This is a genomic window from Brevibacterium moorei, assembly GCF_024580735.1.
GTDB lineage: Bacteria > Actinomycetota > Actinomycetes > Actinomycetales > Brevibacteriaceae > Brevibacterium > Brevibacterium moorei.
Window position 1 is genome coordinate 59658 of the sequence record NZ_JANIJX010000004.1, and the last position, 18119, is coordinate 77776.

The window sequence follows — 18119 nt, forward strand, 5'->3', positions numbered from 1 at the left end:
GGCTCAGCCCAGATTCAGCGGCAGCGACCTGCCCGCCAGTCCGCGGGCGCGGTGGCTCAGGCCGCGGGCGATGCGGGAGATCTCCAGTGCCGCCGGCGTCTGCCGGGCGGCGGCATCGAGCACAGCGGGAAGGCCCGCATCTGCGGCCTCGCGCAGCTTCGGCTCCAGCGGGACGCTGCCCAGCAGGGGCACGTCCTGGTCGGTGATCCGGGCCAGTCCGGCGACGACCTGCGCACCGCCGCCGGTTCCGAAGACCTCCATCCGGGTGCCGTCCGGCAGCTGTAGATACGACATGTTCTCCACCACTCCGGCAACGCGCTGCTTGGTCTGCCTGGCGATCGCGCCGGCGCGTTCGGCGACGGTCGCCGCGGCCTGCTGCGGGGTCGTGACGACGATGAGTTCCGCATTCGGCAGTAGCTGCGCCACACTGATCGCAACGTCCCCGGTGCCCGGGGGCAGGTCCAGCAGGAGAACGTCGAGGTCGCCCCAGAACACATCGGTGAGGAACTGTTCGAGTGCACGGTGGAGCATCGGACCGCGCCATACGACAGCCTGACCGGGGTCGACGAACATGCCGATGCTCATGACCTTCACTCCGTGGGCGACCTGCGGCAGGATCATATCGTCGAGCTTGGTGGGCTTTCCGCGCAGTCCGAACATCCCGGGAATCGAGAACCCGTGGATGTCGGCGTCGACCACGCCCACCCGCAATCCGTCGGCAGCCATGGCAGCGGCCAGGTTCGCAGTCAGGGATGACTTGCCGACCCCGCCCTTGCCCGAGGCGATCGCGTAGACGCGGGTCAGGGAGTCCGGCTGGGTGAAGGGAACGAGGCGTTTACCACCGGGGGCGCGCAGTTTCTCGCGCAGCCCCTTGCGCTGTTCGGCGCTCATCACCCCCAGCTTCAGGTCCACCTCGGCCAGGCCGGGCAGCTCTGCCAATTCGGTGTGGACGTCCCGGCTGATCGTGTCCTTCAGCGGGCACCCGGGGACGGTGAGCAGGACCTCGACGTGCGCGGTACCCGCCTCGTCGACCTCGGCGGAGGCGACCATGCCCAGGCTGACGATGTCACGACGCAGCTCGGGGTCGATGACGCGGGACAGGGCCGCGTGCAGATCCTCTGTGCTGGGCGCCTCGCTGTGGGGAACAGGTCCCCGGGCCGGTTCAGGAGTCACCGTGGTCCTCCAGTTCGGCCGCTGCGGCGGCCGCATCTACGTCGGCGATGACCCGGTCCGGGTCACCGCCGGAGGCCGTCAGGGCATCGGCCAGTCCGGTGCGCTGATCGACCAGACGGGTGATGCGCTCCTCGTATTCGCGCGTCAGGGTGGTCACGGTCTCCTGGTGGGTCGTCTCGATCTCCTCGAGCAGATCGCGCAGCTCGGAGCGGATGAAATCACGGCCGGCCATGTCCCGCATGGCGATGCGCAGGGACGACACCTCGCGCATCAGGTACTCGGTATCGGCCAGGTGGCGCTCGTCGCGGCGCCGGTCGTTTTCGAATTCGATCCGGTCCCGGTCGGCCGAGCGGTTGTCGGCCAGCAGCAGCAGCGGGGCCGCATAGGACGCCTGGAGGGACAGGATGAGGGTCAGCAGAGTGAAGTTCATGGCCCGCGGATCGAACTGCCATTCCTCGGGCGCCAGCGAATTCCAGCCCAGCCACACCGCGCAGATCACCGTCATCCAGAACAGGAAGGCGGGTGTGCCCATGAAACGGGCGATCGCCTCGGCGATGCGGCCGAACATATCGGGGTTGACCGACAGTCGGGGCAGCCCCCGGCCCTTGGAACGCGGGGTGTCCAGGGAGTTGGGCTGCGCGGCCTTCCGCTCATCCTCGGCCATGTGGCACCTCCTGTCGCGTCACCGGGTCCTCCGGATCGTCGTGATCGTCGTGGCGGTGGGCCCGCCAGTCCTCCGGCAGCAGTTCGTCGAGCACATCGTCGACGGTGATGACCCCGACCAAATGGTCCGTGTCGTCGACCACCGGGATCGAAACCAGGTCGTAAGCGGCCAGGGTGTGGCTGACCTCCGCGATCGAGGCCTCGGTCCGCAGGGGGTCGATCTCATCGTCGATGATCTCTCCGATCGCCTCCTGTGGTGGCACCCGCAGCAGCTTCTGGATGTGCACCATGCCCAGGTACTTGCCCGTGGGCGGTTCCAGGGGCTGCCTGCACACGAACACGGCGCCGGCCAGGGCCGCAGGCAGTTCCTCACGGCGGACGTGGGCCAGAGCCTCGGCCACCGTGGTCTCGGGGGCCAGGATCACCGGCTCGGTGGTCATCAGGCCGCCGGCGGTGTCCTCGTCGTAGGACAGCAGGGTGCGCACGTCCTTGGCGTCCTCCGGCTCCATCGCCGAGAGCAGCTCCTCGGCGCGCTCATCGGAGAGCTCACCCAGCAGGTCTGCGGCGTCGTCGGGATCCATCGCCTCGAGCACGTCGGCAGCGCGCTCCATGTCCAGAGCGCCCACGATCTCGATACTGGTGGTCTCCGGGAGTTCCTCGAGCACGTCTGCAAGGCGTTCGTCGCCCAGTTCCCTGGCGATCTCCAGCCTGCGCTTGACCGGCATCTCCGTGAGGATATCGGCCAGGTCGGCCGGCTTCGCGTCCTCATAGGCCTGGATGAACTGCGTGGCCTCCTGTTTCAAGTCCTCCTTGGGGTGGTCGACATCGGACCAGTCGACCTGCAGGGTCTCGCCGCGGTGCCGGAAGCCGAAGGTCCGTTTGACCGACGGGCGCCGCACGAACAGGCGCGAGACCTCCCATTCGCGATTGCGCTGCAATTCGATCGCGACGTCCTCGACCTGCACCCAGGTGCCGTCCTCGCGCAGTTTGAGCCTGCGGTCGAGCAGATCGCCGAGCACCAGGGTCTCCGAATTGCGCTGCTGGAACCTGCGCATGTTGACCAGACCGGTGATCTGCACGCCGCCGGGGTCGATATTGGTCACCCGTCCGATCGGCACGAAGACCCGCCTGCGCCCCGGGACCTCGACGACGATGCCGATGGCCTTGGGCGGCTGTCTGATGGAGGCGCGGAAGACCACCACGACATCGCGCACCCGGCCCACCTGGTCGCCTACGGGGTCGAATACGCCGGTGCCCGCCAGGCGGGCTACGAAGACTCGATTTCCGGTTCCACTCACGTCCCTAGCCTACCGAACGGGCGAGTCGGTGGAACGTGATCAATTCCGCAATCCGGCCCAGGCTGCGGCAAGGTCCGGGGCGAACGAGGCCAGCGGTCGGGGCGCGGTGGGATCCGTCACAGCGCCGGCGGCGGGCACACCGAGCACCGCGTCGACGATCGCAGTGGACAGCGCATCGGCTCCCGCCGCCCCCAGCGCAGTCAGTGCCAGGTCCCGTGGGGAATCCTCGGGCAGCTCCTGCGTTCCGCAGGCCAGGGCGAAGACGGTATCCCCGTCGAACAGGGTGTGCGAGGGCCGGACCGCCCTGGCCAGCCCGGCGTGAGCCGTAGCGGCCAGGCGGGTCGCCTCGGCGGTGTCCAGGCGCGCATTCGTCACAATGCAGGCGATCGTCGTATTGCGTGGGGAATCGGCAGGTGCACTCCGCTGCCGCCGCTCCCGTTCGGCGGCGAGCGCCGCGCGTTCGGTGCCGGTCAGGCGGGGCAGGGCGATTCCGAAATCGGCCAGCACACCCGCGGCGTTGAGCTCGCCACGGGCATCGAGCAGTCCACCGGACGGATTGGCCACGACCAGTGCCGCCACCTGGACCTCGCCCAGGGTGATGAGCGCATGCCCCAGACCGCCACGGTACAGACCGCGGTCACACCAGGCCCCGAGGCCGGCGCCCACCGATCCCGCCTCACCCAACACCGTGGTATCGCCGGCTGCGGTGCGACGGGCCGTCAGGGCGGCGCGGGCGGCCGCGGCGCCCGCTGCCAGACCCGGCGGTTCGGTGGGTGTGGCGGCGCGTCCCAGGTCGAAGATCGCAGCGGCCGGCACGATCGGCACCGTGATGCCGCCGGGCACGGGAGAGCCGACCCCGGATTCGGCCAGCACGTCCTGGACTCCGCGGGCCGCGGCCAGGCCGAAGGCCGAACCGCCGGTGAGCAGGATCGCATCGGCTCCATAGGACAGGGTGCCGGGTGCCAGGATCGCGGACTCGTGGACGGCCGGACCCCCGCCGCGCACATCGACGCCGGCCGTGGTGCCGGGCGCGGGCAGGATGACGGTCGAGCCGGTCGAACCGGACGCGGCGGCCCAGTGTCCCAGGGAGACATCGGTCAGCGAGGCGACCGAACGGCCGGGGAACAGAAGTGGGGTGTCCATGGGTACAGTATGTACCGAAGCGAAGGCGAAGGAGGCCGCGTGGACAAGCCCATCGCGCTTCGCGCGCTCTCCCTTGCCCGGTGTTGGTCATTCCTCGTACCGGGGATCCTCGTCTGGCTCGCGTATATGCAGCCGGGCACCGATGTCCACCAGCCTGCGCGATACGCCGTCTTCTACACTGCGGTGAGCTTCGTCCCGGCCATCGTCGCATCGGTGATCGTGACGTTCCTGCGTCGCGCCGGCGAGGTGGCCTCCCTCGTCCTGGCGGTCATCCTCCACCTGGCGCTGGTCTTTCTCTGCGGATCCCTCTCGTTTCGGAACTCGGCGGAGGGCTTCGTCGCACAAGGGGTGGAGGCGCTGGTGTTCTTCGGACTTCCCCTGTGCGCCTACAGCCTGATCCTGTACGCCGTTCTGTGGCTGCTCGAGCTGCTCTGGGCGCGTCACATCGCACGTCGGGCACGGAGATGACAAGCGGCCCGGAACCGATTCGGTTCCGGGCCGCTGTGCTGTGCGCCAGGCTGTGGCCTACTTGCCCTGGACCCAGGCCTCGACCTCGGCGCGGGTCTTCGGGAAGCCGGCGGACAGGGATTCGACGCCGTCCGCGGTCACCAGCACATCGTCCTCGATGCGCACCCCGATGCCCTTGAACTCATCGGGCACCAGTTCGTCCTCGGCCTTGAAGTACAGACCGGGCTCGATCGTGAAGACCATGCCGGGCTCCAGCACGCCGTCGGTGTACATCTCGGCCCTGGCCTGCGCGCAGTCGTGGACGTCCAGGCCCAGGTGGTGGCTGGTGCCGTGGACCATCCAGCGGCGGTGCTGCTGACCGGTCGCAGACAGCGATTCCTCGGCGCTGACCGGCAGCATTCCGAATTCCTCGAGCTTGTGTGCGATGACGTTCATCGCCGCGTCGTGGATCTCGCCGAAGCGCACCGGGTGGTCGACGTGTTCTGCGGCCTTCGCGAAGGCCGCCCGGGATGCCTCGAGCACGGCGTCGTAGACCTTCGCCTGGGCCTCGGTGAAGTGCCCGTCGACCGGCAGAGTGCGGGTGATGTCGGCGGTGTAGAGGGAATCGGCTTCGGCACCGGCGTCGATGAGCACCAGATCGCCTGGCGTGACCTTGCCGGTGTTCTTCACCCAGTGCAGGGTGCAGGCGTGGTTGCCCGAGGCCGCGATCGTGTCGTAGCCGACGCCGTTGCCCTCAACCTTGCTGGCCAGGTCGAAGGCCGCCTCGATGACGCGCTCGCCGCGCCGATGGCCGATCGCCTGGGGGAGGCGCTCGATCACATTGTCGAAACCGGCGCGCGTGATGTCGATGGCCTGGCGGATCTGGGCGATTTCGTGTTCGTCCTTGAGCAGGCGCAGCTCGGACAGGCCCTGGGCCAGTTCGTCGTCGCCTGCTGCGGCCGCGACCAGATCGGCCTGCACCTGGGTGCGCGCCACATCGATCGATTCCGTGATCTGCGCATCGGCCTCGCGAACCACGCGCACGGAGATCGCGCCCAGGTCCTTGGTCATCGCATCGGGGGCCTCTGCGATATTGCGGCAGGGGATTCCGGTCAGGCGCTGCATGGACTCCAGGTCCTCCCGCGGTCCCACCCAGTATTCGCCATAGCGCGAATCGGAGAAGAACTCCTCGGTGTCCGCGCCGGCGCGTGGGGCGAAGAACAAAGTGGCGTCGTGGCCGTGATCATTCGGCTCCATGACGAGCACCGCGTCCGGCTCCGCATCCATCTCCAGGCCCGTCAAATGGATGAAGGCCGAATGGGCGCGGAACTTGTAGTCGCAGTCGTTGTTGCGGACCCGGTAGCCGCCGGCCGGCACGACGATGCGCTCGCCTGGGAAGGCTGCGGATACCGCGGCGCGCCGGGCCGGGGTGTAGGACGCCGCGCCCAAGGGCTCCGGATCGTTCTCCGGGCGTGACCAGCCGGTGGCGATGAAGTCGCGGAACGCTTGGGACTGCGGGCGGCGCGACCGGTTGTTCACGCGGTCTGCGATGTCCTGGACTGATTCGGGATTCGACTCTTGGGATACTGACTCACTCATATATCCCAGTCTAGGACCCGCGACCGCCGGGCGACCCCGGGTTCGGGGGTTCGACGCGCCACAGCCGTCGGCCCGGCTCCGCCGCCGCTGCCGCCCGGAGGCGGCTGGGCGCCATACAATGTCAGCATGATCGTCGATACCCACACGCACTCCCGCTTCTCCGACGGCACCCAATCCCCAACAGAACTCATGGAAGATGCCGTGGACTCAGGCGTCGATGTCATCGGGCTGAGCGACCACGACACCACGGCCGGCTGGGGTGAGGCCCTGGCCGCCGCCGGGGACCTCGGCGTTGGCCTGTTGCGCGGCGTCGAGGTCTCCACCCGATACCAGGGGGTGACGGTGCACATGCTGTGCTATCTGCACGAACCCGCCGGAGCCGAACTGACCGCGGTGATCGGGCACGCCCGCAGGGCCAGGGAGGAACGCACCCGCATCATGGTCGAGAGGATCGCCGAGGACTATCCGATCACCTGGGACGGCCTGTTGGAGTTGGCCGGTGAACATGCGACCCTGGGACGGCCGCACATTGCGGACGCGCTGGTGCGCATCGGCGCCGTGGCCACCCGGTCAGAGGCCTTCGCCGGGCTGTTGGGCGGCGGTTCGAAATACCACGTCCCCCTCGAGGCGATCGATCCGCTCGAGGCCATCGGCCTGATCCACGATGCCGGGGGAGTCGCCGTCTTCGCCCACCCCCTGGCGGCTGCACGTGGCCGGGTGGTGCCCGATCGTGCCTTCGGCGAGCTGATCGCCGCGGGCCTTGACGGGATCGAGGTCGACCACCGGGACAATCCGCCGGCCGCCCGCCAGCGGCTGCGCCGGCTGGCGGGGGAGCACGGCCTGATCATCACGGGCTCCTCGGACTACCACGGGGCGGGCAAGCCGAACCGGCTGGCCGAACACACCACGGCCCGTGACATGCTCATGCGCATCGCCGAGGCCGGCAGGGGCACTGACCTGGTCCTGCCCCGCTGAGCCGGGACCCCGGGCCACAACGCGAGAATGCCGCCGTGCACACGAGGACGACCTCGTGTGCACGGCGGCATTCTCAAGACTTCGGACGGTCAGTTGGCTGCGGCCTGCTCACCGGACTTGCCACCGTGGGTGCGACGACGCCTGCGCTTCTTCGGCGCGGCCGACTGTTCCCCGTCGGCGGCCGGGGCGTCCCCTGCGGTCTTCGCATCCCCTGCGGGGCGCCTGCGCCGGGAGTCCGATCCGCGCGAGCGCCGGGAGCCGTGCGAACCGCCCTCGCGCCTGCGGGAGTGGCCGGCACCGGATTCGGCGTCCTGCCCGGCCGTCGGGCGCTGCCGCTTGAGCCGGCCCTTCGTGCCCTCCGGGATGTTCAGATCCGCATACAGGTGCGGCGAGGTGGAGTAGGTCTCCACCGGTTCCTCGAGGTCGAGCCCCAACTCGCGGTTGATGAGCTTCCAACGGGGCACATCGTCCCAGTCGACCAGCGTCACCGCGACGCCTGAGTGTCCGGCCCGGCCCGTCCGTCCGATCCGGTGGACATAGGTCTTGTCGTCATCGGGGCACTGGTAGTTGATGACGTGGGTCACGTCGTCGACGTCGATGCCGCGTGCGGCGACATCGGTGGCCACCAGCACATCGACCTGGCCCTCGCGGAACTGCTTGAGTGCTTTCTCACGCATCTGCTGGTTCAGATCCCCGTGCAGGGGGCGGGCGTTGAAACCGCGATCGCGCAGTTCCTCTCCCAGCCGGTCGGCGGTGCGCTTGGTGCGGGCGAAGATGATGGTCCGGCCACGGCCGGTGGCCTGCAGAATGCGCGCGACCATTTCCGATTTGTCCATCGCATGGGCCCGGTAGACCAGCTGCTTGGTGTTCTTGCCCGTCTGCGTCGTATCGCCGGCATCGTGGGCGCGGATATGGGTCGGGTGGCTCATATAGCGCCGGGCCAGGGCGATGACCTGGCCGGGCATCGTGGCCGAGAACAACATGGTCTGGCGGTTCGTGGGAAGCGCTGCGACGATTCGTTCGACATCGGGCAGGAAGCCCAGGTCGAGCATCTCGTCGGCTTCGTCGAAGACCGCGGTGGCCACTCCGTCCAGGCGCAGGATCCGCCTGCCGTAGAGGTCCAACAGCCGGCCGGGGGTGCCGACGACCACGTCGGCGCCGGCCTTGATGGCCTCGATCTGCGGTTCGAAGTCCTTGCCGCCGTAGATCGTCACAACGTGCAGATCGCGCTTCGTCGAGGCCTCGACGAGGTCCTCGGCGACCTGCTTGGCCAGCTCGCGGGTCGGCACGACCACGAGCGCCTGCGGAATCCGCTGCGCACCGGTGGGCGCATCGGGCTCGCCCTGGGCGATGACCCGCTGCAGCAGGGGGATGCCGAAGCCCAGGGTCTTGCCCGTGCCGGTCTTGGCCTGGCCGATGATGTCGGCTCCGGTCAGGGCCACCGGCAGGGTCAGGGACTGGATGGGGAACGGGTGTTCCTTGCCGGCCTCAGCCAGGGCCGCGACGATGGGCCCTGCGACTCCGAGGTCGGCGAATGTCGGTTCGGCCGGGGTGGCCTGTGCGGACTGCTCGTCAAGCTGCGCGGTGTCCGCGGCGAAAACGTCCTCCGTGCCGATGGGCGCGGATGCGTCGTTGTCGATATCTGTCACGTTCACTCCTCAAGGTGCGTACCCGTGGGAGCACGCACGTAGTCATCCGGCGGATAGGCTAGGGGGCATGTCTGATCAACAGCCGCCCCGGCAGGGTATCGAGACGCTCGCGACCCTGGCCTATAGCGAATTGGCCGCCTTCGAACGTCTGGCCACCGACGCCCAGTTCGCCCCCGACGTCCGTGACACCGTGGATCTGGCCCGCATGGCCGGGTGGTGCCTTGCACATTTCGAGGATCTCGACGCCCGCATCACCGAGCTCGGAGGAGACTCCGTCACACTGATGGAGGCGGCCCGGCCGTCCTTCGCCGCATTCATGGAGCGGACGAAGCCCACCGACTGGTACGAGAGCCTGATGAAGGGCTATGTCTACGATGAGATTCTCAAAGACTTCGCCCGGGCCGCTCTGGACCAGTTGGATGCCGACAGCCGTGCAGTCGCCACCGCCGTCTTAGATGATACACGTCCGGTAGAATATCTGGCCTCCCGCCTGGGCGCCGCAGTCGCGGCCGATCAGGTCCTTTCCAGCAGGCTGGCCCTGTGGGGCCGCAAGCTGGTGGCCGAATCCCTGCGCCGCGTGCGCGAATTGCCCGGCGTCTTCCCGACGGAATCGGCAGCGGCCACGGAACTCAGCCAGCACATCATGAGCAATCACTCACGGCGCATGTCGGTCCTGGGGCTGACCGCCTGAGCCGGAAATGCGGAGGCGGTGGGTACGGCGGCCGATCGGCCATCGTACCCACCGCCTCCGCATCGGACGGAACGCCTCAGATGCCGAAGCCCACCCGGCCGGGGGTCTCCGCGCCGACCTCGACATAGGCCAGGGCGGCCGCCGGCACGATGACCTTGCGCCCCTTGGCATCCTCGAGCACCAAGGTGGTGCCGTCCTTGAGCGCCCCATCGACCTTGGTCACGAGCTCGTCGGCCGTCAGCTGCGAGTCGAGCGCCAGCTCACGGTTGCTCTGGCGTACGCCGATCTTGATCTCCATGTTCCTCATACCTCCACCGGTGTAGAAAACGGTCGCTGTTGTCTCCAAGCCTAAGCGCCGGGCCGGCCTTGGCATTCCCCGCCGTGCTCGGCTACGCAGGGTGTTCGCCGCCAGCGCAACCGGTGACCCGGGATCCCGACGGTCGAAAACCGGCGTGCGGCAGGGCAGCCGGAGTCAGCCGATCGGGCCGTGTCAGCCCTCGGTGATTGAATGGGCGCATGGACCCATTACCCTTCAGTCCGGCCCAGCCGAGTCCCCAGGACCCCCCGGTGGAACCCAGTGCGGGCCCCACCGGTCTGGATGCGGTGGCACAGGCCTGCCTGGCCGACCTGCTCGCCGGGCGGCACGCCTGCGTGATCGGAGCCCCCGGCACGGGCAAGAGCACGGTCGTCGGATCCCTGTTCGCGGGACTGCTGGCCGCGGCCCACAATCCGGACGAGGTACTGGTGCTCACGCCCAACCGCGATGCCGCCGCGGCCCTGCGCGACACCTTGGGACCGGCTCCGGTGGCTGCCCCGGGTGCCTGTGCACCAGCGCCCCGGACCGGTCCGGCCGCGCGCAGTGTCCACTCCTTCGCCTTCGGCCTGGTCAGTGCCCAGGCGGCAGTGCGCGACGGTTCGGCGATGAAGTTCATCAGCGGACCGGACCAGGACAATCTGCTCGCGGGTCTATTGGCGGGTTACGATTCGGGATTGTCCCGGCCGCCGGCCTGGCCGGAGCGTTTCACCCCGGAAGTGCGGGGCACCGCCGCGTTCCGCAACCAATTGCGCGAAGTGCTCAACGAACTCATGGGCAGGGGCTTCACCCCGGACGCCGTGGAGCAGGTGGCCCTCGCCCACGGCCGACCCGAATGGGACTGTGTGGCCCGAATCATGCAGGACTACGAGGACCTGCTGGCCGTGCCCGGATTCGGCGGAGTGGACACTGCAGAAGTGTTCGAACAGGCCCGCTGGGTCCTCCAGGACCAGGCAGAGGCGGGCGTGCGGGCCGGTTCGGCTCCCACCTTCTCCGCGGAGATCCTGCCGCGCACGATCGTCATCGACGGGGGGCAGGACGTGCCGGATGCTGCGCTGCGGATGTTGACGACACTGGCGGCCCTGGGCGTGCGCCTGTGTCTGCTGGCCTCGCCCGACTCCGCCTCGCAGGGGTTCCGCGGTGCGGGTGGGGACCTGCTCGACGCCTTCACCCGGCCGGGGAACCCCTTTCACACGGTTCCGCACGTGCTCGACGAGGCCGCCGCCGGGGTACGTGGGGCCGGCGGTGTGCGTACGGTCGGCGACGACCTGGCCCGCCGTGTGTCGACCCGCCTGGAACTCGGTCACATTCCGCGCCGTGCCGGCATGCTGCCGGGCGGGGACTCCCGGGTGTACACGGCCACGGCGGAGTCGTCAGCGGAACTCGGCCGGATCGTGGCGGCCCGGTTGCGCTCCTGGCAGCGCGACGAGGGCGTGGAATGGACGGAGATGGCCGTGCTGACCCGGACCTCGGGGACGGCACGGGCACTCGAAGCGGATCTGGGATACTTGGGGATCCCCGTGGCGGGCGCTGACCTGGCCCTGGGCGTCGACCCCGCCACAGCACCCCTGCTGCGCATCCTGCGGGCGGATCGATCCGATCCTGGGGCCCTGGACGCGGTCATCACGGAACTGCTCACCGGCGTCTACGCCGGCCTCGATGCGATCGCCCTGCGCGGTCTCAACCGGGAGTTGTTGGCGGCCCTGGCGCGGCTGGGAGATCAGCCGCTTGTGGAATCGGAGCTCCCGGACAGCGGCGCAGCGGAGGCGGATCCGGCGCCGGTCGAAGATCCCCTCCGGCCCGGGGCCCCGACTGCCCCCATCCGAGCCGAGCCGCTGCTGGTCCGCGCCCTGCGCGAACTCCCCGAGGCCGAACTACCCGCTCCGCTGCGCCAGGTCGATCGCATGCTGCGGGCAGCGGCCAAGCACCGCGGACACGATCCGCACACCGCGCTGTGGGCGATATGGCGTGCGGCCCGGGTGGACAGGGCCTGGCGCGCCGCCGCCCTGCGCGATCCAGCGGACGCCGCCCACGACAGGCTCGATGCGGTCCTGCGGTTGATGACACTGGCCGAGAAGTTCAGCGAGCGCGGTGCGCTGGACGCCCGCGGGTTCGCCGACGATGTACTCGAACAGCGCTTCGCCCAGGACTCCCTGGCCAAACGCGCGGAAGCGGACCATGTCGCGGTGGCAGCGGCAGCGCAGGTCGCCCATACCGATTTCTCCCGGGTCGTCGTGGTCGACCTGGAGGACGGGGTTTGGCCCAACCCGCGGGTCCGCGGCTCCATCTTCTCCGCCGAGGACCTCCTCGATGTGCTCCGCGGGATCGCCCCGGAACAAGCGGCGGAACAGGCCTACCGGGCGCGGCGCCGCGCCACGATCGCCGATGAGGCCCGCCTGGCCCTGTGTGCCTTCTCCCGGGCCCGCGAAGAACTGGTCCTGCTGGCCGTCGACGACGGGGATGCCCAACCGGGTGTGTTCTTCCGCACGGCACAGGCCGCCCTGGCCCGCCACCGGGAGGCCGGCGGGGACCTGCCGCGCGGTCCCCGCGACAGCGGGACCGACGCAGCCGAAAACGACGCAGCCGAAAACGACGCAGCCGAAAACGACCCGGCCGGACAGAGCACCGCCGGGGCGGAACCGGACGGTGTGACGGAGGAGCCCCAGGTGGGCGCGCCCGCTGCCACCGGGGACCCGGGGTGGGCTACGGCCCAACCCATCGCCTGGGACCCGGCGTGGAGTGAACCGCTGACGCTGATGGAAACCGCGGCCCTGGCCCGTTACGCCTTCGAAGCCGCAGCGACCGGTCAAGAGGAGGGCCGCTGGGCAGTTCTGTTGAAGTCGCTGGCGGCGGCGGGTGTGGCGGACGCCGATCCGGCCGGCTGGTTGGACTGGCAGGAGCTCAGCCGTCGTGACCCATTGCTGGAGCCCGGCCAGATAGCCCGGATCAGTCCATCGACGGTCGAACTGTTCCACACCTGCGGACTGCGCTGGTTGCTCACCCGCCACGGTGGGCAGAGCAGCGACACCAGGGCTCAGCACCTCGGGACCATCATCCACGCTATCGCGGAGGAATTTCCGCGCGGTGGCCTGCTGCACATGCGCGAATCCTTCGACCGGCGCTTCGCCGAACTGGACTACCCCTCCGAATGGGAGCGCGACCGCGAATACGCCACGGGCCTGGAGATGCTCGACCATCTGCAGGACTACATCTCAGGGCGCGCGCCGGACGGGTACACCCTGGTGGGCGTGGAGGGCGCGGTCAGCGCCGAGGACACCCGCGATTCCGAAGACGGGCCATGGGTCATCCGCGGAAGGATCGACCGCTTGGAGAAGGACTCGGCCGGTCGGCTCTACGTGGTCGACTTCAAGACCGGCAAGCGCAAGCCCACAGTCGCCGAGGCCAGGGTGAATCCGCAGCTGGCCACCTATCAGGCGGCCCTGGACACTCCCGGCCACCGTGTGACATTCACCGACGAGGGGGCCCAGGCCGATCTGGACAGTGCTGTGCCCGGGGGCGGTGAACTCGTGTTCCTGCGCTATTCGGACACGCTCAGTCGCGGGGTGCCCGCGAACGTCAGACCACAGCCGGCGCTGGCCGATACGGACGATCCGGGCTGGGCCGGGGCGCTGGTCGCAGCCACCGCGCGCGGGATGCGCTCGCCGGTGTTCACCGCGAGCCCCTCGCGCCAGACCTGCGCGGGTTGCCCCGTGCGCTCATCGTGCCCGGCCTATGCGGGAGGAGAAGACGAATGAACAGCGGACACGGGGGCTACGACCACCCGGCGCACGGGAGGATCCGTTATTCGGCCCTGGACCTGGTGGAGATTCTCAACTCCCGACGGGATCCGGCCGACGCGATCGACCCGCCCACCGCAGAACAGATCGCCATCATCGAATCCCCGCTGGAGCCGAGCGTGGTCATCGCTGGTGCCGGCTCCGGCAAGACCACGGTGATCAGCCAGCGCGTGCTGTTCCTCGTCGCCAACGGACTGGTCCCGGCAGATGCGATTCTGGGCCTGACCTTCACCCGGAAGGCGGTGGCGGAACTGGCCGCCAAGATCCGCGACAACCTGTGGGAGTTCCGCCTGGCGGTGGGGGAGTCGGGTCGTGATGACGAACTCGTCGGCCTCGATGTGCCCACGGTGCAGACCTACAATTCCTATGCCGCCGCGCTGGTGGGCGAATACGGTATGGCACTGGGCATCGAAGAGGACACCCGGGTCCTCGACGACGCCTCCGCGATCCAACTGGCAGGGCGCGTGATCGATCGGGCGAGTACCGCGGAGGTTCCGGCGGGAGCGGCCAGGGCCGGCCTGATCACCAAGGTGCGTGCCCTGTCCGCCCAGATGTCGGAACACCTGGTGGACGCTGCGGAACTCGAGGACTACATCTATGCCTGCTATCGGCGTTATTTCGCCGATGTGGACGTGGCCAGGGCAGTCGCCCGCAAACGGATTCCGGCAGAGGCCAAGGAAGCATATGCCATCCGGTTGGACGAACTCATGGGCGCGGGCCTGGGCCCCGACCCTGAGCGCTCGCGGCTCGACGCCCTGGTCGACCTGCTGTGCGACTACGGCGCGGCGGACATCCTGGAGAAGCTCCGGGAGAAACTCCTGCTGGCCCGCCTGGTCGAACGCTTCCGCCTGGCCAAGCGGGCGGCAGCGGGCATGGAGTTCTCCGATCAGGTGGCGTTCGCCTGCCGGATCATGGATGCGGACCCGCAGGCCCACGCCGCCGAACGCGCTCGCTGGCAGGTGGTGCTGCTCGACGAATACCAGGACACCTCGGACACGCAGGTGCGGCTGTTGAAGCGACTCTTCGGCGGTCTGCCGGTGATGGCCGTGGGCGATCCCCGGCAGGCCATTTACGGCTGGCGCGGGGCCTCGGCGTCGAACATCGACGAATTCCCCGTCGAATTCGGCCTGCCCGGCACCCGCGCCAGGGTGCGGAGTCTGAGCATCAGCTGGCGCAATCCGAGCAGTGTGCTCGCGGTGGCCAATGAGATCTCATCGTGGATCCCCAACCGGGGCTCCGGCGGCGAACTGCGCGCCCCCGACCAGCCGGATGCGCAGGGCCTGCCCGGCCCACTGGCCACGTGGAAGACGGGAACCGTCGAGCGGGCCCTGACCACCGGGGCGGCCGTGCCGGGAGTGGGCAGCGATCAGATGGCCCAGCTGCTGGACTGGCTCATAGGGCGGAGCGGCTCACGGGCCGTTTTGTGTCGCAAGAGCGCTCACATGTTCGAAGTCGCGGCGGCTGCCACGGCCCGCGGTGTTCCCACCCACATCGTGGGCAGGGCCGGCGCCCTGGAGGACCCGTTCGTCCGCGACGTCTTCGCCGCGTTGACGGTGATCGCCGACCCGACAGCCGGCGGTGAGGCGATGCGCCTGCTGACCGGGACGGTGTGTCGTCTGGGGCCTGCCGATATCGCCGCCCTCGAACGGCTGCGGCGGGCCAGAGCCGACCGCCTGGCACAGGCGTATCCCGATGATGAGGCGGCGGCCGCGCTCGGCGTGGTCGAGGTGATCGACGAACTGGCCGATCCCGCAGGGCGCGGTACCCTGCGCTCCGACATCGAACGCTCGGGCCTGTCGGACGCGGCGGCCTCCCGTATCGGACGGTTGGCGGTGTCCCTGCGCCGGTTGCGCGCCAGGCGGGTCCCGGTACCGGCCCTGATCCGGGAGATCGTCCACGGACTGGGCATCGAAGCGGAGGCCAGGGCACTGGGCCCCGAGCGTGCTGCACCACATCTGGTGGCACTCGATGTGTTCGCGGCATCCGCGGCGAATCTGCTGGCCGACCAGCCGGGGACCGATCTGGCCGGCTATCTGTCCTGGCTCGAACTGGCGGCGCAGACGGGTGGCCTGGACGAACCGGACGAGGTGCTCGACAAGGAATCGGGGGCGGTGATCATCATGACGATCCACAAGTCCAAGGGTCTGGAATTCGACCATGTCGCGATTCCCCATATGGTGGTGGGCGACCTACCGACCACACTGCGGACCAAAACGGGCTGGCTGCAGGCCGAGGCCCTGCCCTACCCGCTGCGCGGGGACGCCGCCTCATTTCCCGCCATGGACCTAAGCGCCGGTGCGAGCAAGGACCTCAAGGCCCTCAGAGAACGGTTCGCCGACGCCCTGGAGGACCATCATGAAACCGAGGAACGCAGGCTGGCCTACGTGGCTGTCACCCGGGCCCAGCGCTCACTGTGGCTGGGCGCCGCGACGTTCTCCGGGCGGACCAGGGCCAATGAACTCTCGCCCTACGTCTACGATGCCGCCACGGCGCTGGGCTGGGACGATCCCGTTCTGCCGGGCAATGACGAGGAGGCGCCCGAACGCGCAGAGTCCTATGAGTGGCCGACCCCGCAGGACCGCGCACTCCTGCGGATCCGGTCACACAAGGCGCGGGTCTACCGCAGCGCCGGGGAACTGGAGCTGGGCGAACTGGTTCGCAGCGCCCCGCACGGCGGCGGGGGCCCCGATGCCCCTGGACATCTGGCCCATATTGCGGCCGACTTGCTGGCGCAGCGGGCGAACGCGCTCGACCCCACCCGGTTGCCCGGTCGGCTCTCGGCCACCGCGGCAGTGCGCTATGCGCAGGACCCTGAGGCCTTCGCCGCCGAACTGATCCGCCCCATGCCAACCGGCCCCGTGCCGCAGGCGGCGCTGGGAACCGCGTTCCACGCCTGGGTGGAGAACTACTTCGGACAGGCCACGCTGCAGGACTTCGAGGACCCGCAGTCCCGCAAATCCCTGCCCGCTGCGCTGCAGGATCGTTTCACCCGGCTGCAGCGGACATTCCTGGCCAGCGAATTCGCCTCCAGGGTCCCCGTCGCAGTGGAACTGCCGTTCGAGCTCATCCTGGGCGAAGCCGGAGCACAGATGCGCATTCCCGGCAAGATCGACGCGGTCTTCCCCACGGAGACCGGTTTCGAGGTCGTGGACTGGAAGACGGGCAGCTCGGTCACGGGAGCAGAACTCCAGGCCAGAGCCGTGCAGCTGGCCGTCTACGCCCGGGCGGTGGAGGCGATGCCGAGGTTCGCCGGCCGGCCGGTCACCGCGACGTTCTTCTATCTGGGCGACAACCGGATCGTCAGGCCTGCGGACCTGCCGGATCCCGATCTGTTGCTCGAACGGATGACGGCCGGTCGATGACACCGGTCTCGGACTCCTCCGCGGCCTCGGCCGCGGAGGAGTCGGCGGTGACGCCCGGGCCCGGCTCGGGCGCGTCCTCCGGCAGTTCGGCCAGCGAGCGCAGCAGTTCGACGGCCTCGTCAACTCCTTCGGCGTCATCGGCGTCGGCACAGGCCAACAACAGGCCCAACACTCCCATTTCGGAGACCAAGCCGACCCGTTCCACCAGGTACGGGTCATCCATCCGGCGTTCGGCCAGATACACGTCGAGTAGTCGGATGAAGTCCTCGGTCGACATCAGGTCCGCCACGCCGGCCAGATCATGGGCCGGATCGCCCACCCGGACCCGGGCCAAATCGGTCACCGCCACCAGGTCATCACCCGTGGTCCGCAGAGCGTCGATGCCCAAATCGCCGTGGAGTACCGCCGGCAGGAAGTGCCAGACGGCCGCGGTCTCCAAAGTCTCCTCCCAGCGCTGCAGCAAGGCACCGGGGACCCTCCCGGTCTGGGCACCACGGTCCAGCTCGGCCAACAGCGAATCGCGGACCTCCAGGGGTTCCCGGGTCGGCAGGCCGGCATCGGCGACGGCGGCGACATCCGCGGTGTGCAGGCGGGCCAGGAATCGCGCTAGTGAGTCGACCAGGCCCGGGTGCTCGGTGAATGCCGCAGTCGACAGTGGAGTCCCCGGTAGCGGGCGGGTGATGCGCAACTCGTATTCCCGGTCGAGCGACCAGGTGCCGGGCTTAAGATCCTGTGTCGCCAGAGTCTCCGGGAAGGCCGGGGAATCGGACGGCAGGATCGTGCGCAGCACCGCGGCCGCGACCTGTTCGGTCTGGGCTTCGAGGGCGTCCGTCAGATCGAGTAAGGAGGCGAGCACGAAGCGGTCCCCGTCGCCCACGAGCACGCGCAGACGATCGGTTCCGTCCAGCACGCTGAACTGGGTCGGAGAGAGTCCGTCGACCAGATGCGAGGCGGCGGCGGCCATATGCAGGGGCAGGTTATCCACCCCACCAATCTACGACACCGGCTC

13 protein-coding genes are annotated in these 18119 nt (G+C 69.1%); 5 read left to right on the forward strand and 8 right to left on the reverse strand.

The genetic code is table 11. The features are described from left to right. Positions 1–3: 3 nt before the first annotated feature. The 4 genes from NQ034_RS04205 to NQ034_RS04220 are packed head-to-tail and all read right to left on the reverse strand — an operon-like array spanning position 4 to position 4277. Complete coding sequence (locus NQ034_RS04205) at positions 4–1173, reverse strand: Mrp/NBP35 family ATP-binding protein (protein WP_257047193.1); 1170 nt, start codon at positions 1171–1173, stop codon at positions 4–6. Continuing rightward, positions 1163–1837, reverse strand: a complete 675-nt coding sequence (locus NQ034_RS04210) for a DUF1003 domain-containing protein (protein ID WP_257047194.1) — start codon at positions 1835–1837, stop codon at positions 1163–1165. The genes NQ034_RS04205 and NQ034_RS04210 overlap by 11 nt, the downstream gene beginning before the upstream one ends. Beyond that, complete coding sequence (locus NQ034_RS04215; protein WP_257047195.1) at positions 1824–3134, reverse strand: magnesium transporter MgtE N-terminal domain-containing protein; 1311 nt, start codon at positions 3132–3134, stop codon at positions 1824–1826. Before NQ034_RS04215 ends, NQ034_RS04210 begins: the two co-directional genes overlap by 14 nt. Positions 3135–3173: 39 nt before the next feature. Continuing rightward, positions 3174–4277: a P1 family peptidase gene (locus NQ034_RS04220; RefSeq protein WP_257047196.1), complete on the reverse strand. Its 1104-nt coding sequence runs from the start codon at positions 4275–4277 to the stop codon at positions 3174–3176. Between the two features lie 39 nt (positions 4278–4316). On the opposite strand from NQ034_RS04220, the gene NQ034_RS04225 reads away from it, so the two are divergent. Next, positions 4317–4745 (forward strand): hypothetical protein, encoded by a 429-nt coding sequence (locus NQ034_RS04225; RefSeq protein ID WP_257047197.1) that lies wholly within the window; start codon positions 4317–4319, stop codon positions 4743–4745. 57 nt (positions 4746–4802) lie between these two features. Here the strand turns inward: NQ034_RS04225 and NQ034_RS04230 are convergent, their stop codons facing one another. After that, positions 4803–6323 carry an aminopeptidase P family protein gene (locus NQ034_RS04230; RefSeq protein ID WP_257047198.1) on the reverse strand — a complete coding sequence of 507 codons (1521 nt, stop codon included), beginning with the start codon at positions 6321–6323 and terminating at the stop codon, positions 4803–4805. 126 nt (positions 6324–6449) lie between these two features. On the opposite strand from NQ034_RS04230, the gene NQ034_RS04235 reads away from it, so the two are divergent. After that, a complete protein-coding gene (locus NQ034_RS04235) occupies positions 6450–7298 on the forward strand; it encodes a PHP domain-containing protein (RefSeq protein ID WP_257047199.1) in 849 nt (282 codons plus the stop codon). Between the two features lie 89 nt (positions 7299–7387). Here NQ034_RS04235 and NQ034_RS04240 read toward each other — a convergent pair whose 3' ends face one another. Then, positions 7388–8947 (reverse strand): DEAD/DEAH box helicase, encoded by a 1560-nt coding sequence (locus NQ034_RS04240; protein WP_373456767.1) that lies wholly within the window; start codon positions 8945–8947, stop codon positions 7388–7390. A 67-nt stretch (positions 8948–9014) separates the two neighbouring features. Between NQ034_RS04240 and NQ034_RS04245 the strand changes: the two genes are divergently transcribed. Continuing rightward, on the forward strand, positions 9015–9638 hold the full coding sequence (locus NQ034_RS04245) for a ferritin-like fold-containing protein (RefSeq protein ID WP_257047200.1): 624 nt from the start codon (positions 9015–9017) through the stop codon (positions 9636–9638). Positions 9639–9714: 76 nt separating this feature from the next. Here NQ034_RS04245 and NQ034_RS04250 read toward each other — a convergent pair whose 3' ends face one another. Next, the gene (locus tag NQ034_RS04250) at positions 9715–9936 is read right to left on the reverse strand and encodes a DUF3107 domain-containing protein (protein ID WP_257047201.1); all 222 of its coding nucleotides are present in this window, start codon (positions 9934–9936) and stop codon (positions 9715–9717) included. 218 nt (positions 9937–10154) lie between these two features. Here NQ034_RS04250 and NQ034_RS04255 point away from each other — a divergent pair, with 218 nt between their 5' ends. Together NQ034_RS04255 and NQ034_RS04260 are read left to right on the forward strand one after the other, a co-directional pair. After that, positions 10155–13706 carry a PD-(D/E)XK nuclease family protein gene (locus NQ034_RS04255; protein ID WP_257047202.1) on the forward strand — a complete coding sequence of 1184 codons (3552 nt, stop codon included), beginning with the start codon at positions 10155–10157 and terminating at the stop codon, positions 13704–13706. Next, positions 13703–17110, forward strand: coding sequence for an ATP-dependent helicase (locus NQ034_RS04260; protein ID WP_257047203.1), 3408 nt, complete (start codon positions 13703–13705; stop codon positions 17108–17110). The genes NQ034_RS04255 and NQ034_RS04260 overlap by 4 nt, the downstream gene beginning before the upstream one ends. Here NQ034_RS04260 and NQ034_RS04265 read toward each other — a convergent pair. Continuing rightward, positions 17049–18095 carry a phosphotransferase gene (locus NQ034_RS04265; RefSeq protein WP_257047204.1) on the reverse strand — a complete coding sequence of 349 codons (1047 nt, stop codon included), beginning with the start codon at positions 18093–18095 and terminating at the stop codon, positions 17049–17051. The genes NQ034_RS04260 and NQ034_RS04265 overlap by 62 nt on opposite strands. Between the last annotated feature and the right edge of the window lie 24 nt (positions 18096–18119).

Excerpts from the sequence above, each read along its gene's own strand:
- NQ034_RS04260 (WP_257047203.1), top strand. The coding sequence starts at position 13,703 with ATGAACAGCGGACACGGGGGCTACGACCACCCGGCGCACGGGAGGATC.
- NQ034_RS04255 (WP_257047202.1), top strand. The coding sequence starts at position 10,155 with ATGGACCCATTACCCTTCAGTCCGGCCCAGCCGAGTCCCCAGGACCCC.
- NQ034_RS04235 (WP_257047199.1), top strand. The coding sequence starts at position 6,450 with ATGATCGTCGATACCCACACGCACTCCCGCTTCTCCGACGGCACCCAA.
- NQ034_RS04230 (WP_257047198.1), bottom strand. The coding sequence starts at position 6,323 with ATGAGTGAGTCAGTATCCCAAGAGTCGAATCCCGAATCAGTCCAGGAC.
- NQ034_RS04210 (WP_257047194.1), bottom strand. The coding sequence starts at position 1,837 with ATGGCCGAGGATGAGCGGAAGGCCGCGCAGCCCAACTCCCTGGACACC.
- NQ034_RS04250 (WP_257047201.1), bottom strand. The coding sequence starts at position 9,936 with ATGGAGATCAAGATCGGCGTACGCCAGAGCAACCGTGAGCTGGCGCTC.
- NQ034_RS04245 (WP_257047200.1), top strand. The coding sequence starts at position 9,015 with ATGTCTGATCAACAGCCGCCCCGGCAGGGTATCGAGACGCTCGCGACC.
- NQ034_RS04220 (WP_257047196.1), bottom strand. The coding sequence starts at position 4,277 with ATGGACACCCCACTTCTGTTCCCCGGCCGTTCGGTCGCCTCGCTGACC.